General features: G+C 71.6%; 15 protein-coding genes. 7 read left to right on the forward strand and 8 right to left on the reverse strand.

The window, feature by feature from the left end; translation table 11 throughout:
- Positions 1–49: 49 nt before the first annotated feature.
- Positions 50–505, forward strand: coding sequence for a tellurite resistance TerB family protein (locus ACH5AC_RS05680; protein WP_398860363.1), 456 nt, complete (start codon positions 50–52; stop codon positions 503–505).
- A gap of 65 nt (positions 506–570) precedes the next feature.
- On the opposite strand, the gene ACH5AC_RS05685 is transcribed toward ACH5AC_RS05680, so the two are convergent.
- Both ACH5AC_RS05685 and ACH5AC_RS05690 read right to left on the reverse strand, forming a co-directional pair.
- Positions 571–1,515: a M56 family metallopeptidase gene (locus ACH5AC_RS05685; RefSeq protein ID WP_398860364.1), complete on the reverse strand. Its 945-nt coding sequence runs from the start codon at positions 1,513–1,515 to the stop codon at positions 571–573.
- 7 nt (positions 1,516–1,522) lie between these two features.
- Positions 1,523–1,909 carry a BlaI/MecI/CopY family transcriptional regulator gene (locus tag ACH5AC_RS05690; RefSeq protein WP_398860365.1) on the reverse strand — a complete coding sequence of 129 codons (387 nt, stop codon included), beginning with the start codon at positions 1,907–1,909 and terminating at the stop codon, positions 1,523–1,525.
- A gap of 155 nt (positions 1,910–2,064) precedes the next feature.
- Here ACH5AC_RS05690 and ACH5AC_RS05695 point away from each other — a divergent pair, with 155 nt between their 5' ends.
- Positions 2,065–2,640, forward strand: a complete 576-nt coding sequence (locus tag ACH5AC_RS05695; RefSeq protein WP_398860366.1) for a TerD family protein — start codon at positions 2,065–2,067, stop codon at positions 2,638–2,640.
- A 3-nt stretch (positions 2,641–2,643) separates the two neighbouring features.
- On the opposite strand, the gene ACH5AC_RS05700 is transcribed toward ACH5AC_RS05695, so the two are convergent.
- From ACH5AC_RS05700 to ACH5AC_RS05710, 3 genes are all read right to left on the reverse strand, one after another.
- Positions 2,644–2,868, reverse strand: coding sequence for a twin-arginine translocase TatA/TatE family subunit (locus tag ACH5AC_RS05700; protein ID WP_398860367.1), 225 nt, complete (start codon positions 2,866–2,868; stop codon positions 2,644–2,646).
- Between the two features lie 184 nt (positions 2,869–3,052).
- Positions 3,053–4,171 carry a peptidoglycan recognition protein gene (locus ACH5AC_RS05705; protein ID WP_398860369.1) on the reverse strand — a complete coding sequence of 373 codons (1,119 nt, stop codon included), beginning with the start codon at positions 4,169–4,171 and terminating at the stop codon, positions 3,053–3,055.
- A 159-nt stretch (positions 4,172–4,330) separates the two neighbouring features.
- A complete protein-coding gene (locus tag ACH5AC_RS05710; protein WP_398860370.1) occupies positions 4,331–5,716 on the reverse strand; it encodes a VanZ family protein in 1,386 nt (461 codons plus the stop codon).
- A 168-nt stretch (positions 5,717–5,884) separates the two neighbouring features.
- Here ACH5AC_RS05710 and ACH5AC_RS05715 point away from each other — a divergent pair, with 168 nt between their 5' ends.
- Complete coding sequence (locus tag ACH5AC_RS05715; protein ID WP_398860371.1) at positions 5,885–6,562, forward strand: YqjF family protein; 678 nt, start codon at positions 5,885–5,887, stop codon at positions 6,560–6,562.
- Between the two features lie 7 nt (positions 6,563–6,569).
- Here the strand turns inward: ACH5AC_RS05715 and ACH5AC_RS05720 are convergent, their stop codons facing one another.
- Complete coding sequence (locus tag ACH5AC_RS05720) at positions 6,570–9,035, reverse strand: ATP-binding protein (protein WP_398860372.1); 2,466 nt, start codon at positions 9,033–9,035, stop codon at positions 6,570–6,572.
- Positions 9,036–9,220: 185 nt separating this feature from the next.
- On the opposite strand from ACH5AC_RS05720, the gene ACH5AC_RS05725 reads away from it, so the two are divergent.
- Both ACH5AC_RS05725 and ACH5AC_RS05730 read left to right on the forward strand, forming a co-directional pair.
- On the forward strand, positions 9,221–9,676 hold the full coding sequence (locus tag ACH5AC_RS05725; protein WP_398860373.1) for a carboxymuconolactone decarboxylase family protein: 456 nt from the start codon (positions 9,221–9,223) through the stop codon (positions 9,674–9,676).
- A gap of 100 nt (positions 9,677–9,776) precedes the next feature.
- Positions 9,777–10,277 (forward strand): DUF6174 domain-containing protein, encoded by a 501-nt coding sequence (locus ACH5AC_RS05730; RefSeq protein WP_398860374.1) that lies wholly within the window; start codon positions 9,777–9,779, stop codon positions 10,275–10,277.
- 81 nt (positions 10,278–10,358) lie between these two features.
- Here ACH5AC_RS05730 and ACH5AC_RS05735 read toward each other — a convergent pair whose 3' ends face one another.
- Complete coding sequence (locus tag ACH5AC_RS05735) at positions 10,359–11,087, reverse strand: DUF5324 family protein (RefSeq protein ID WP_398860375.1); 729 nt, start codon at positions 11,085–11,087, stop codon at positions 10,359–10,361.
- Positions 11,088–11,338: 251 nt separating this feature from the next.
- On the opposite strand from ACH5AC_RS05735, the gene ACH5AC_RS05740 reads away from it, so the two are divergent.
- Together ACH5AC_RS05740 and ACH5AC_RS05745 are read left to right on the forward strand one after the other, a co-directional pair.
- On the forward strand, positions 11,339–11,866 hold the full coding sequence (locus ACH5AC_RS05740) for a peptidylprolyl isomerase (RefSeq protein ID WP_398860376.1): 528 nt from the start codon (positions 11,339–11,341) through the stop codon (positions 11,864–11,866).
- A 132-nt stretch (positions 11,867–11,998) separates the two neighbouring features.
- Positions 11,999–12,886: a rhomboid family intramembrane serine protease gene (locus ACH5AC_RS05745; protein WP_398860377.1), complete on the forward strand. Its 888-nt coding sequence runs from the start codon at positions 11,999–12,001 to the stop codon at positions 12,884–12,886.
- 266 nt (positions 12,887–13,152) lie between these two features.
- Here ACH5AC_RS05745 and crgA read toward each other — a convergent pair whose 3' ends face one another.
- A complete protein-coding gene (crgA, locus tag ACH5AC_RS05750) occupies positions 13,153–13,407 on the reverse strand; it encodes a cell division protein CrgA (RefSeq protein ID WP_398860378.1) in 255 nt (84 codons plus the stop codon).
- Positions 13,408–13,473 lie beyond the last annotated feature (66 nt).

The raw sequence follows: 13,473 nt of genomic DNA on the forward strand, positions 1-13,473 counted from the left end.
ACAGATGTAGATGCCGATGTAGATACGACTCGAACCGTCAGGAGTTCTCATGGCCCTGTGGGACCGCATCAAGGAGTCCGCATCGACGATGCAGACCCAGCTGGTGGCGAAGAAGAACGACCTCAAGAGCGGCGCCTTCCGTGACGCGAGCATGGCGATGTGCGCCCTGGTCGCGGCCGCCGACGGCACCATCGACCCGTCCGAGCGCCGGCGCGTCGCCCAGCTCATCGCCACCAACGAGGTGCTGCAGAACTTCGACGCCGACGACCTGCGCCGCCGCTTCGAGGAGAACCTGGACAAGCTGACCACCGACTTCGACTTCGGCAAGGTCAGCGTGCTCCAGGAAGTCGCCAAGGCGAAGAAGAAGCCCGCCGAGGCCCGTGCCGTCGTCCAGATCGGCATCGTCATCGGCGGCGCGGACGGGGACTTCGACAAGACCGAGCAGGCCGTCGTACGCGAGGCGTGCTACACGCTCGACCTGCCGCCGCACGAGTTCGACCTCTGAGTCAGAGCGACTGAGGGCAGAGCGACCAAGCGCCCGCGGCATCCGGCGGCGGGCGCGCCCTCAGCTCAGAGCGGCGTCGCCGCGTACAGGATGACCATCATCGTCACCGCGGAGTTGGCGGACGACATCGCCGACACGACGGCCCCGGCGGCGGCCGTCCACGCCGCGATGCCCACCGCGGTGAACACGGACGGCCAGCTGCGTGTCGCGGGGGCGGGCCGCAGCAGCGCCGCGACCCGGCGCGGGACCGGTCCAGGGGCCGGTCCCGTGGCCGCGAAGCCCGCGAGTGTGGGCACCGGCGTGCCCCGGGAGACCAGCGCGGCCTTGCCGATCGCCCGCGCCACGGTCCGGCGGTCGCCGACGACGCGAGCCGCGTCCTCGTCGGCCCACCGCTCCGTCGTGTAGGACACGGCGGTGCGCAGCGGGCGCAGAAAGGGGTTGGCGCGCGCGGCCAGCTGCGTCACCAGCAGGAACCGGTGATGGCGCTCGGCCAGGTGGGCCCGCTCGTGGGCGAACAGGGCGCGGCGTTCGGCGGGCCGCAGGCCGTCGAGCAGGGCCGTGGTCACCACGATCCGGTTCCGGGAGCGACCGGGCAGGGCGTACGCGTAGGGCGTTCCGTCGGGCAGTACGGCGACCTCCGTGTCCGGCAGGGTGGCGAGTGCCCGGTGTGCGCGGCGGCGCACCCGGCCGTGCCGCCACAGGGTCCGCGCGCACACCGCGGCCACGGCCAGCAGCGCGGGGATCGCCGCCTTCCCGGCCACCTCGTCATAGGGGACGGCCGCGCGCACCTCAGGGTCCGACCAGCCGTCCGGCAGCGGGTTGCCGGGCAGTTGGGCGGTCCCCACGACCATCAGCAGCCCGAGGCACACCGTGCTGCACGCGGCCATCACGCCGGCCACGGCGGTCAGCAGCCGGGTGGCGACGCGCGGGTGCAGATGCTGCTCGGCCAGCCGGGCGACCGGCCAGGCCGTCAGCGGCAGGACCAGTGGCAGAAAGACGAACACCCCCATGAGGACCTCAGTCTTCCCCGTCGTCCTTCGCCCGATCCAGCAGTTCTCGCAGGAGGCGCTCGTCGCCCGGTTCGAGGGAGGTGACGAAGCTGGCCAGCACGGCCTCCCGGTCGCTCTCGCCGTCCAGGAGCTTGCGCATCTTGTGCGCGGCGAGCCCGGCCTGGTCCGACACCGGGGTCCAGGCGAAGGACCGGCCGGTGCGCTCCCGGGTCACCACGCCCTTGGCCAGCAGCCGGGTCAGGATCGTGACCACCGTCGTATAGGCGAGGTCCCCGCCGAGCCGTTCCTGCACCCAGCCAGCGGTCGCCGGCCCGTCCGCCTCGCGCAGGGCCGACAGCACCTGTACCTCCAGCTCGCCCTGCCCCCGCCGCCGGGGACGCCGGTGATCCGTCACGTCCTGTCTCCCTTCCGCCGTGTCGACTTCACGGACGGTCCATCGTAGGGACACCCGGCGCTGTCGATGTCCGGATCCGAGCCCCGCTATTTCTACATTGCTGTAGATTCAACTTGGACACCACCGCACGCAGGATCTCAACCAGGAGGAGAACCATGGGAGTTTCCCTGGCCAAGGGCGGCAACGTCTCGCTCAGCAAGGAGGCGCCGGGCCTGACGGCCGTCCTGGTCGGCCTCGGCTGGGACGTCCGCACCACCACGGGCACCGACTACGACCTCGACGCCTCCGCGCTGCTCCTCGACGCCTCCGGCAAGGTGCTCTCCGACCGGCACTTCGTCTTCTACAACAACCTCACCAGCCCCGACGGCTCGGTCGAGCACACCGGCGACAACCTCACCGGTGAGGGCGAGGGAGACGACGAGGCGATCAAGGTGAACCTGGCCGCCGTACCCGCCGAGGTGGACCGGATCGTCTTCCCGGTCTCCATCCACGACGCCGAGGCGCGGGGGCAGAGCTTCGGCCAGGTCCGCAACGCGTTCATCCGGGTCGTCAACCAGGCGGGCGGCGCGGAGATCGCCCGCTACGACCTGAGCGAGGACGCGTCGACCGAAACGGCCATGGTCTTCGGCGAATTGTACCGCCACGGCACGGAGTGGAAGTTCCGCGCCGTGGGCCAGGGCTACGCCTCCGGCCTGGCCGGAATCGCCTCCGACTTCGGCGTCAACGTCTGAGTCTCAGGAACGCCCGGAGGGATCGTCCCGCTCGACGACCACTCCCGGTACGACCCGCCCCTCACCGGACGGCGCGCCGGACGAACCCTCCTCCTTCAGCGCCTTGGCCTCGCTCTTGAGGATCCGCGTGGCCTTGCCCGCCGAACGCGTCAGCTCGGGCAGCTTCTTGAAGCCCACGATCACGATGACGACGATGAGGATCAGGGCCAGTTCGCTCAAGCCGAACATCAGACTGCTCTCTCCCGGTGGCGGACGGCGACCGATACGGCGTACCGGCGACACACTGCAATCTACAGTGCTGTAGAAGCTTCTGCCGTGGAAGTCTCTCCCGAGATGCGATCGCCCAACAAGCCCGCCTTCCGGCCGCCTTGGCCGAGACGGGGCCGCCTCACCGGCCCGCTGCCGCCTGGGCCTACAGCGAGGCGGCGATGGCTCGGATGACGGGCAGTCTGTTGTACAGCTCGTCGCCGGGGCACTGGGTGTTGTAGCCGTCGCGGTGACCGTGGATGGTCCGCAGGGTCAGTTGGGCGCCGAGGGGCCAGGACTTGCCGAAGTAGTTGGTGCCGGCGGCGCCCGCCGTGAGCGTGGTGGTTCCGGCCGGGTCGATGCCGTACTGGCCGAGCTTCCAGGCGGCGAGTGCCGCCACCGAGTTCAGCACCTTCTGCGGGGGTGCGGTGGTGGTGTAGGTGCCGAGGACGGCGATGCCGGTCGTCTGGGTGTTGAAGCCATAGGCGTGGGCGCCCTGGACGGCCCGGTCCACGCCTCCCTTGCGGCCTTCGTAGAGGGTGCCGCACTTGTCGACGAGGAAGTTGTACCCGACGTCCCGCCAGCCCAGCTGTTTGACGTGGTAGGCGTAGATGGCACGGACGACCGCGGGGGCGTCGGCGCAGGTGTAGCCGTTGGAGTTGGCCGTGTGGTGGACGACCGCCGCCTTGATCTTCCCGCTCGGCACATAGAGGGGGGGCTCAGGGCTGATCGACTCGTCGGCGCCCCAGCCCGCCCGCGACACGATCGCCGGCCGTGGGGCGGACTCGACGCCCACTGCGCCCGGCAGCACCGGAGGGACCGCGGGCACCGGGCGTACGGTCGTGCGCGGACCGGGGTCGATCAGGTCCAGGCGCAGACCGTCGGGCAGGCCCGACAGCTCCTCACCGGCCGCGACGATGCGGACCTCCGCGTCGCTCGCCTCGTCCACCCACAGAGGGTCGGTGCCGCCCCGCCGTGCCATGTCGTCGCCATGGCCGTCGCCGCCGTCCAGCCGCGTCCAGTCGGACCAGGGGGCACCTCCGGAGACCCGGGTACGGACCTCCACCGAGCCGGTCAGCGGCGCCGAGGGATCGTCCCAGGTGACCCCGAGCATCCTGAACTGCCGTGAGGCAGCCGCGCGGAACACGGTGGTACGGCCGGGCGTGAGCGGCACGGCATGGACCTCGCTGCGCGCGCCACCGATCGCCATCGGTGTCCCCGACCCTTCCAGGCCGTGCGCCGGCACCGTGAAGGAGGACGGCAGGGCGAAGATTCCCACCGCCACGACCGCGACTTTGCGTACTGCTCTCCACATGCGCTTCTCCCAAGTCCGGCAGTCCCGCACCGATCATCTGCCGATCGGTGCGAAGCGGGAGCGGCACGAGGACGAACGAGCCCCCCTGCGGGGGAGGATGATGGGCCGGACGGCGTAGCCGGGGGCGTGTCACCCGGCCTGTACCGGGGTGCCCGTTCCGTCGTATGCCCGGCCGTTCCCGGCGTCCACCTGCCACAGGTCCGCCTGGCCCGGGACCAGGGGATCGACAGCCTGCGCGGGGCCGTCCATGGACACGCTCACCAGCCAGTGCGCCCGCCATGTGCCGTCCCTGTCCAGGGCCTTGAGCGTGACGGCCTTCAACTCCAGCGCGTCCGGAACGCGGCCGCCGTGCGCCTCGGCCTGCGCCCTCATCGCGTCCCGAACGGCCTTCTCGGCCTGCGCGGCATCGACCTCGGCGGGCTTGAGCCTCAGCTGCGTCGGACCGCGGGTCACATCCACCTGCGCCACCCGCCCGGCACGGTCGACCCACACGCTCAGCGCCCGCGGCATGAGAACCCCCTCCGCACGCCACCGCCAACTGGTCGTCCAGCCCTCCTGCGCGTTCTCGCCCGCCGGAGAAGTCCGATGCTCGGTCGCCCCTTGCGCCCACGGGTAGTGCCCGCGCATGTACGACAGGGCCACCCGGTACGCCTCCTCCTGTGTGGACGGCGGCCGGGCGCCGGTCACCGGGTGGGCCAGGCCGATGTTCAGGTGCTCGGCGCCCGGCCAGGAGAGGCTGCCGAAGCCGAACACTTCCGGGTGGTCCCCGTCGCCGCTGAGCACGTTGAAGACAACAGTGCGGGAGCCACACGGGGAATCCGGGCACGGCTGCTCGTAGACCTGCTCCGACCGGTAACGGTCGCCGAACGCCTCCCGCACGGCCCGCTCCACGGCCTGCCGCTGCGCGGAGTCGGCGGGCGACAGCCCCGTGCCGTCCACATGAGTGAGGGTCAGCAGCGGGCGTGCGCCGCCCGCGCCCAGGACGAGCAGAGCGAGCGAAGCGACCAGCGCGCCCTTGGCGCCGGCGCGCCAGTCGAGCACGCCGCGGACCGCCAGGAGCACCGCGGCCGCGGCGAGCCCCACAAGGCCACCGAGGATGTTCATCTCGGCGTCCGCGCTGTCGCACACCCGGCCCAGACCGTCCACCCTGGCCTGGATGAACTCGATGACCAGGGGGAGCGAGACCACACCGACCAGCGCGGGCAGCGGGCGGCGCAGAGCCAGCAGGGCGAAGAGACCGAGCGGCACCGTCAGGGCGAGATTCCACAACCCCTGTGTGGTGTGGAAGGGCTCGGCGAGGTCGTGGTTGATCACGCACCTGCCGGAGGCCGGTCCGCTGTCCATGAAGGTGACACCGAACACACCGGTGACGGTGGCGGCGAGACCTCCCCACCACAGAGCGTGAGGACCGCCCAGACGGCGGGAGACCAGCCACGCCGCCCCTGCTGCGACGAGCGCGATCAGGGTGCAGACGGCGAGGTAGCCGTAGTGGTGCTGGAAGACGGCGGCGAACACGGGCGTCCTTGGGCGTCGGGGCGTGGGAGCCTCGGGGCGAAGATCCTTTCGGGACAGACGGCGCTCCGGACACCCGCAGTTGCACGAACCGAGCGCCAGATCCTTCGGTTTCCGCTGGTCGCGACGGGGAACCCGGAGCCGGTGGTCGCGTACGGAGCGGAGCAGCGAGTGCGTGTTCCGGTTCTGCGGGCCGGATGGCTCAGGCAGGCGTTCGTCCACTGGGCCTACCGGCCGGACGAGGTCCAGACGCTGCTGCCCGGCGGGCTGGTCGTGGACGAGTACCAGGACACGGCATGGGTGAGCCTCACCGCCTTCGTCATGGCGGAGGTACGACCACCCGGGCCCGTGCCGGGGCTGCCGGCGTTCGCGGAGACCAACCTGCGGACATACGTACGGCACGGGGACGGGCGGGACGGGCTGTGGTTCCTGTCCATCGAGGTGGCCTGCCCGCTGATGCTGGCGGCCCGCGCCGTCGGCGCCCCCTACCACCAGGGCACTCTGCGGGTCTCCGGGAGCGGGGAGCAGGTCACGTACGAGGGTTCGAGGTGGGGTGGCGGGCCCTCCTACCGGCTGGTGGTGCGCCCCGGTGCGCCGATCGTGCCGACGGAACGGGACGTCTGGCTGACGTCGCGCTGGCGGGCGTACACACGACGGCTCGGCGTGCTCTGGGAGACGCCGGTCGAGCACGAGCCCTGGCCGCTGGCGGACGCCGTCGTCGACGCGCTCGACGAGACGCTGACCGCCGCGGCCGGCCTCACCGCACCCACCGCCGAACCCCTGGTGCACTACTCGGAAGGGGTTCGGCGGGTGCGGATGGGGGCGTCCCGGCCGGTGACCGGCCGGTGAGACGGGCTCAGCGGGCCCCGGACACCAGCTCCCGCCGCACGGTCCGCCCCGCCGCCCGATGCTCGGCGGCAGCCGCCGGATCCGACGCTTCGAGCAGAGTCGCGATGCCCTCGTGGGCGAGCGCCTCCGCGTGGCGGTTTCCCAGGCCCGGGGCCAGGGTCAGCGCCTGCCGGTGCAGTCGCAGCGCCTCCTCGGGCAGGCCCGCCAGGCGGCAGGTCTCGGCGTGGTCGTTCAGAAAATGGATCTTCCAGTGCTCCTCGAACAACTCGTCGAGCAGCGCGAACGCCTCCCGGTGACTGGCCAGCGCCTCCTCGTACCGGCCCATCCGCCGCAGCGCGACACCCTGGCAGTTCAGGCACCACGCCTGGTTGTGCAGATGCCCGTCCTCGCGGGCCAGCGCCAGCGCCCGACGCAAGTGCTCCGCCGCCTCCTCGGGTTCCTCCCGGGCGATGGCCACGCCCAGCGTGATCCGGGCCGTCAGCGCCGGCGGCCACACCGGGTCGGCGTGCGGTGTGCCCAGCACCTCCCGGGCCCGCCGCGCCGCCTCCTCCCGGTGGCCCAGCTGGAGCAGGGCCCAGCCCTCCGACGCGGCCGCGTGCGCCGCGCCCGTCGCACAGCCCGCCCGCTCGTACAGCTCGCCCGCCACCCGGAACAGGTCGAGCGGCTCCTCGACGTGCCCCGCGTCCCAGCTCAGAAAACCGCGGCGCAGGGCCAGTTCGGCCTGCGCGCGGGTGTCCCCCGACCCCCGCAGTTCCGCCGCCTCGTACGCGGCGGCGGCCTCCGCCATCCGGCCCGCGTTGTAGCGCGCGAAACCGAGATCGCTGTGCGCCTCCGCCAGCCGCAGCGGATCGCCGAGGCGCTCGGCGGCCGCCAGGGAGCGCTCGAAGAGGACGTTCAGGTGCGTCGTACCGCAGCGCCGCGCGAAGTACGCGCGCAAAAAGCGCGGCAGCTCGCATACGTGGGCATCGGCCCCCACGGCGGCGGCCGTCTCGAACGCGGCCATCAGATTGCCGTACTCCGCGGTGAGCCAGCCGAACGCCGCCGTCCGGTCCGGGAACCGCCGTGGCTCGGCCGGAGGCGGGACCGCGGGGTCCGGCCGGGCCGGTGACACGAACGGCATCGCGGCGTCGGCGGCAGCCGCCGCGTGCACGTAGTAGTCGAGCACCCGGCCCAGCGCCCGCTCCCGCTCGACCGCCGGATCCTGCTCGGCCGCGGCCCGGCGCGCGTGCCGGTGCACCAGGTCGTGCAGCCGGTACCGCTCGGCCGCCGGCTGCTGCACAAGGTGCGCGTCCAGCAGGTCCTCCAGCAACGCCCGAGCCTCCCGCAGCCGTACGTCCGCCAGCGCGGCCACCACATACGCGTCGAACGACTCCCCGGGCAGCAGGCCCAGCAGCCGGAACAGCCGGGCCTGGGCCCGGTTCAGCTGGCGGACCGACATGGCGAGCGCCGCTCCGAACTCGGCGTCGAACCCGCCCGCGCCGTCGGCCATCCGCTCGGCGAGGATGCCGACCGTCCAGCCCGGCCGGTGCCGCAGCCGGGCCCCGGCCAGCCGCAGGGCCAGCGGCAGCCGGCCGCACAGCCGCAGCACCTCCGCGGCGGCCCGCGGATCACGGCCCAGCCTGCTGTGGGCGCCGCCCAGGTCACCGCTGGCGCGGGCCAGCAGCTCCGCGCTCTCCCCCGGGCTCAGCACGTCCAGCGAGACCGGAGGCACCTCGTCCAGGCCGATCAGCCGGTTGCGGCTGGTGACCAGGGCGACCGAGGAGCCGGCACCGGGCAGCAGCGGACGGACCTGCTCGGCGTCGGCGGCGTTGTCGAGGACCACGACCACCCGGCGGCGGGCCAGCTCCGACCGCCAGCAGGCCGCCAGCTGCTCCAGCCCCTCCTGCGGGACCCGCTCCGACGGTACGTCGAGCGCGCCGAGCAGCATCCGCAGCGCGGAATCGGGATCGAGCGGCGGCCGGCCCTCGGTGAAACCATGCAGGTCGACATAGAGCTGCCCGTCCGGGAAGCCGGCGGCGAGGCGATGCGCCGCGTGCACCGCAAGACAGGTCTTGCCGACGCCCGCCATGCCGTCGACGGAGACCGCACGGTGGCTCTCGACCGCGGCGAACACCGCGCTCAACTCGGCCCCACGCCCGGTGAAGTCGGGCGCGTCACGCGGCAGGTCGTTGCGGGGCACCGGACGGGCCTGACGGCTGCTCCTCGGAGGCGCGGGCAGCGGGTTCGCGGACCGCTCCCACAGGGGGCGCAGCGGGCGGGGGTCGCGCTTGACGAGGCGACAAAGGGCCACCACCGCCGGCCAGGGCGGCACGGTCTGCCCATTGAGATAGCGCGACAGCGACGAGGAACTGAGCCCGGCGTCCCGTGCGAGCGCCCTTACACCGAGCCCGGACAGCTCCTGCAGCAGGCGCAGCCGCGCGGCCAGCTCCTCCTGCGGATCGCCGCTCCTCCCCGTCCGCCCCGGTACGTCCACCGTTCCCGCCCCCGTTTCCCGTCCCGCCTCGGCAGAAGTCTCCTGACTCAAGTCACCGCTGGTCAAGGCTGTTTCAGCTGTCCCACGGTGTCCCATCGCCGTGGTCGCGGCGGGCGGGCCCGGCTGTGATGGAGTCACGCCCCGGGGGAAACGGGGCGGCACCGACCGAAGAGGAGCAGATCGAGATGCAGTCCCGTATGCAGAACCCCGCCGTCGTCCTGTCCGACGCGATGCAGCCCATCCAGCAGATCATGAAGGCCGCGAACTCCGGTGGCGTGGACGGGCAGATCCTGGAGCTGGTGCATCTGCGGGTCAGCCAGATCAACGGCTGCAGCGCCTGCGTCGACGGCGGCGCCAAGACGGCCCGCAAGGCCGGCGTGAGCGACGAGCGGCTGGCCACGGTCGTCGCCTGGCGGGAGGCCCCCTACTTCAGCGAGGAGGAGCGCGCGGCCCTCGCGCTGGCCGAGGCCGCTACCCGGCTGGCCGACCGCCCCGACGCGGTGAGCGACGACATCTGGGACACGGCCGCCACCTACTTCGACGAGAAGCAGCTCGCCGCGATCGTCCTGATGATCGGCGTCACCAACCTCTTCAACCGGCTCAACGCCACGACGCGGCAGATCGCCGGCGCCTGGGGCTGACGGACCCGCAGCATGAAGACCGGGCCGCGCCGGCCCGAACGCTCGGGGAGCGCACGACGTCATAGGCGTGACCGGCCGCACCATCCCTGAAGGGATCGCCATGACCGTCGTACGCTCCCGGGCCCGGGCCCGAGCCCGGAACAGAGCCACCGCCGCCGCACTCGTCGCGGTGACGGCCTGGACGACCGCCGCCTGCGACGACGCAGGGACGGCCCCCGCGTCGAAGCCCGTGAGGACCTGGCAGGAACCCGCCTCCTACGTCTACACACTCGACGTGCGCGAGCAGGTCCTGTGGGGCAGGTTCCGCGTGACGGTCCGGGACGGGAAGGTCGCCGAGGCGTCCGGGCTCGACGCCGACAGCCGCCGGGCGCTCCAGGAGTCCCCCGCCCGGCCCGTCCCCACCATCGGCGAACTCCTGGACCGCCTGGACCGGGCCCGCGCGGACGACGCGGACACGGCGAAGGCCGACTACACCGCCGACGGACTGCCCCGGCGTATCACCCTCGACTGGGACGAGAACGCCATCGACGACGAGGCCGAGTACGTCATCAGCGGTTTCCGGGCGGAGGACCCGCCGAGCCCGCGCCCCACCCCGCCGTAGAACCCGATCAACGCGAGTCGGCCGGTCCTGTTTCATGTTTCACGTGAAACAGGACCGGCCGACCGGGGACGCGCCCATGGCTCAGGTGTAGTCGTCGCGGTTCGACGGCCCTTCTTCCTCGTCCTCCTTCGCCTGGACCTCGGGGTCCAGCGTCCCCGGATCCACGCTGCCGTCCACCGATGTCAGCCCACCCGCCGGGGGGACCTCCGTCGCCGCGGGCGGCTCGACCAGCCAGTCGGGATTGGCCTGCTTGTCCCACCACTTCCACGCGGCGAACGCGCCCCCGGCGAGGACACCCAGCGCGGCGAGCATCCTCGCGGCCTTGCCGGCCTTGGCCCGCCGCCGCTGCCTGCGCGCCAGCATCGCGATCTCCTTCGGCGACACCTGACCGCGCAGCGCCGCCAGCGCGGCCACGCTCCGCGCGGTGGCCTCGTCCCTCATGGGCCCGGCCACCGCCATCGCCTGCTCGATTTTCGGCCGCGAGTAGTCGGCGGCATGCCGGGAGTACTCGGCGGCCTGCCGGGCCGCCAGCCGGGTGCGGAGCGCCGCCTCGTGCGCGGCGGCGTCCACCTTCGTGGGCACATGCGCACGCGCCTGGTCGATACGCGGCGCGACATGGACGTCGTACTGGGCGCGGGCCTGTCCGGCGGCCTGCGACACCTTGGGCGCGAGTCGTACACGGGCCTCGTGCGCGTAGAGCGCGGCCCTTTCCTTGGCCGTGTCGGCGTAGGGCGCCACCACTTCCGCGGCGTGCAGCACGCTGTCCTTCGCCGATCCGGTCGCGGCGCGCACGCTGTCGATGCGGGTCACGAGTTCCTCCTCCTCGGTGGCGTACGGTAATTCGACTTTCCACCCTTTTGCGGATCATGCCTGTCCCGGCGCACGGAGGCATCCGGGGTCGGGCATACGGGTGCCCGGTGGATGAATACGGGGCAACAGGAGCTTGTCGTCGACAATGCCATGGATCGGCCCGGCTCGCCCCCGGTTCGGGCCGCCGGGCGACGTACGGGCCGGGGCGTGCGAGGATCGGGGGGTCACAGGAAGACAACGGAAGGCACATCGTGGCTGAGCAGCTGTACGCCACCCTGAAGACCAACCATGGCGACATCGAGGTCCGGCTCTTCCCGGACCACGCCCCCGAGACGGTGAAGAACTTCGTCGAGCTCGCCACGGGCGCACGTGAGTGGACCCACCCCGCCACCGGCGAGCGGTCCACGGCGAAGCTCTACGACGGTACGGTCTTCCACCGGGTGATCAGCGGTTTCATGATCCAGGGCGGTGACCCGCTGGGCAACGGCACCGGCGGCCCGGGCTACCAGTTCAAGGACGAGTTCCACCCCGACCTGCGCTTCGACAAGCCCTACCTGCTGGCCATGGCCAACGCCGGCCCGGGCACCAACGGCTCGCAGTTCTTCATCACGGTCGCCCCGACGGCCTGGCTGACGCGCAAGCACACCATCTTCGGTGAGGTCACCGACGCGGCGAGCCAGAAGGTCGTCGACTCGATCGCGACCACGCAGACCAACCCGCGCACCGACCGTCCGGTCAAGGACGTCGTCATCGAGTCGGTCGTCGTCGAGAAGCGCTGACCCGTCCCGGGAGCAACCGGGGAACCGGAGGGCCGGGGAACCGGAGAACCGGGAATACGGGAACCTATTGCCCCGCTCGTCCGTAAGGATGAGCGGGGCAATGTACTGCCCACAGGTGACTTAGGGGAGCTCATGGAACAGGCGCCAGGCAGCCGGCCGGACGCGCAGAGCAGCCTGCCCGGGTGCTACCGCCATCCCGACCGTGAGACCGGCATCCGCTGCACCCGCTGCGAGCGGCCCATCTGCCCGGAGTGCATGATCAGCGCGTCGGTGGGCTTCCAGTGCCCGGAGTGCGTGCGGGGCGGCTCGGGCACGGGGCACGCGCCGGGGGCGAACCAGCCGCGCACGCTCGCGGGCGGCACGATCGCGGCGGACCCGCATCTGGTCACCAAGATCCTGATCGGGATCAACCTGGCGGTGTTCATCGCCGGGATGGCGAACAGCTCGTTCCTGGACCGGCTCGTCCAGGTCGGCCAGTGGCCCCCGGCTCCCTTCACGCCCACCGAGGGGGTCGCCGAAGGCCAGTGGTATCTGCTGCTGACCTCGATGTTCGCGCACGAGGCGATCTGGCACATCGCCTTCAACATGCTGGGCCTGTGGTGGCTCGGCGGCCCTCTTGAGGCGGCCCTGGGCCGGGCACGCTTCATCGCGCTCTATCTGGTCTCCGGCCTCTCGGGCAGCGCGCTGACCTATCTGCTGGCGGACCCGAACACGGGCACGCTCGGCGCCTCCGGCGCCATCTTCGGCCTCTTCGGCGCCACAGCCGTCCTGATGCGGCGGATGCGCTACGACATGCGGCCGATCATCGCCCTGCTGGCGATCAACCTGGTCTTCACCTTCGGCTTCAGCGGCATCGCCTGGCAGGCCCACATCGGCGGCCTCGTCGCCGGTGCCGTCATCGGCTACGCCATGGTCCACGCGCCCCGAGAGCGGCGGGCGCTGGTGCAGTACGGAACCTGTGCGCTGGTGCTGGCCTCGGTCGTCGTGATCACGCTCCTGAGGACCGCCCAGCTCACTTGAGCGCCTCGTTGTCCACAGCGGGTGGCTGATCTTGTGCACACCGTGCGGGAACAACTGTGCCCCCTGTCGCTGGCCTGTGTTTGCGCAGGTCAGCCAGGGGGCGAACAGGTTTTCGAGCAAGGGTCGTGACTGATCGTTCCGTCAGACCGGCGTCAACCTCCAATGAGTTATCCACAGATCGTCTTTCTTTTTCCCCATGTGGAAAACGGCTGTGGATAACTCAGTGGATAGCCCTGGGCAGAGGTATGTTCACCGCCTGGTGGCCGTTACTTCCACTGCGTCGAGACGGCGAATCCGGCGGCGATGAAGCCGAAGCCGACCACGATGTTCCAGTTGTCCAGCTTGTCGATGGGCAGGGAACCGTCCGTCACGTAGAAGACGACGATCCAGGCCAGCCCGATCAGGAACATGGCCAGCATGACCGGGGCGACCCATGCGCGGCTGTTGAGCTTGATGGCGGCCGCCTGCTTCGCCGGCGGCGGCGTGTAGTCGGCCTTCTTGCGGATGCGTGACTTCGGCACGAGGGTCTCTCCAGCTGACAAGGGGACACTGATGGCTCCCCCGGGCGTCCGTTAGCGTAGTGCTTC

Source organism: Streptomyces sp. NPDC018693 (genome assembly GCF_044391385.1).
Classification (GTDB): domain Bacteria; phylum Actinomycetota; class Actinomycetes; order Streptomycetales; family Streptomycetaceae; genus Streptomyces.

Bases quoted from the DNA above. Each gene is read 5' to 3' on its own strand.
- ACH5AC_RS05685 (WP_398860364.1), bottom strand. From the start codon at position 1,515: ATGGGGGTGTTCGTCTTTCTGCCACTGGTCCTGCCGCTGACGGCCTGG.
- ACH5AC_RS05725 (WP_398860373.1), top strand. From the start codon at position 9,221: ATGCAGTCCCGTATGCAGAACCCCGCCGTCGTCCTGTCCGACGCGATG.
- ACH5AC_RS05700 (WP_398860367.1), bottom strand. From the start codon at position 2,868: ATGTTCGGCTTGAGCGAACTGGCCCTGATCCTCATCGTCGTCATCGTG.
- ACH5AC_RS05745 (WP_398860377.1), top strand. From the start codon at position 11,999: ATGGAACAGGCGCCAGGCAGCCGGCCGGACGCGCAGAGCAGCCTGCCC.
- ACH5AC_RS05680 (WP_398860363.1), top strand. From the start codon at position 50: ATGGCCCTGTGGGACCGCATCAAGGAGTCCGCATCGACGATGCAGACC.
- ACH5AC_RS05730 (WP_398860374.1), top strand. From the start codon at position 9,777: ATGACCGTCGTACGCTCCCGGGCCCGGGCCCGAGCCCGGAACAGAGCC.
- ACH5AC_RS05695 (WP_398860366.1), top strand. From the start codon at position 2,065: ATGGGAGTTTCCCTGGCCAAGGGCGGCAACGTCTCGCTCAGCAAGGAG.